This window comes from Endozoicomonas sp. SESOKO3 (assembly GCF_024606255.1).
Genome location: NZ_JAHHPR010000562.1, coordinates 1 through 1,067, shown reverse-complemented (window position 1 = coordinate 1,067; position 1,067 = coordinate 1). Strand labels below are relative to the sequence as shown.

Annotated in this window: 1 protein-coding gene; it reads right to left on the bottom strand. The window is 51.4% G+C overall.

Going from position 1 to position 1,067, the window contains the following annotated elements; translation table 11 throughout:
- On the bottom strand, positions 1-1,067 hold a 1,067-nt coding region (locus tag KDK18_RS09680; RefSeq protein ID WP_257254700.1), incomplete at both ends, for a hypothetical protein.

Genomic DNA, 1,067 nt, shown 5'->3' with positions numbered 1-1,067 from the left:
CCAGAAAGGCTGAAGGTTTGACCCAGTAATCATTGAGCTGATGCTCAACCGCTGCGGTCTGAGCCTGCATCAAGGTGTCATGGATAGCCTTGATCAGCTCAGATTCAGCCACGCCAGCGGCGTTAGCATAAGGTGCCATAGTATCCTGAACATTGGCCAGGAATGCTGCCGTCCTGCGGCCGTTATTAAAGGCAATATCATCAAGGACGTAGTTGGCGATGACCGCAGCTGCGTACTCTTTCATGCCAGCAACAGACACTTTCATAGCCGCCGGGGCAGTCACAGCAGGAAAAATATGCAGAATGAATTCCCCGGCACCCCTGTTGGACAGCGTCCGGAGAGCGGCCTTGAAGTGAGTCAACTTGACGCTGTGTTTGTAGCCAAGGAAGTGTTCAAATTCATTCACTGTCTGATAGTCATCAATTCCTCTGACGGCCTCTATGTAGTTCCAAAGTTCAACCTTGCTGATCAGGCCTTCTTGCAGCAGAGTTATGATCCTGTTACCGCTGGCAGAACGGGTAGCGAAGTATTCCCGGAAGCTTTTCAGAGTCGGTTCATCCCCGATTAAGCGAATCGCTGATTTGCCCATGCCGAAAATTTCTTTGTCGTATTCTTCAGCCCCGGATCCCATCTCATTTCTGGCCCTGTGCACTAGTGTCTGGATTTCTTGCAGAGGGCAGGGCTCGTCGAGGTATTCAGGGAAGATTGTCTTCAGGTCCCTGAAGATTTGCACGATTCGACTGGTCTGATCAAACGACAGTTTGTCTCCAACCTGTACATGCAAGCGCAACGATGCAAATTCATCGTCAAAATCGTAAGTCGGAAGGTCGGGTATTGCCTTACCGTGCATTACGGCTAATTCGGCCAGACCATTTGCGACTTGCAGGGCCTGTCGTTTGAGAGGGTGCTGCTGTGCGTATAGGTGGATAGCGTACAAAACTTCTGCCTGTTCCGGCGTGTACTGGAAGGAACCACCTTTATTTTCGACCTCTTCCCCGGTAGCCTTCAGGGCTGGTTTGTCAGTGGCTACCTCTTCCCCGGTAGCCTCCAGGGATGGTTTGTCAGTG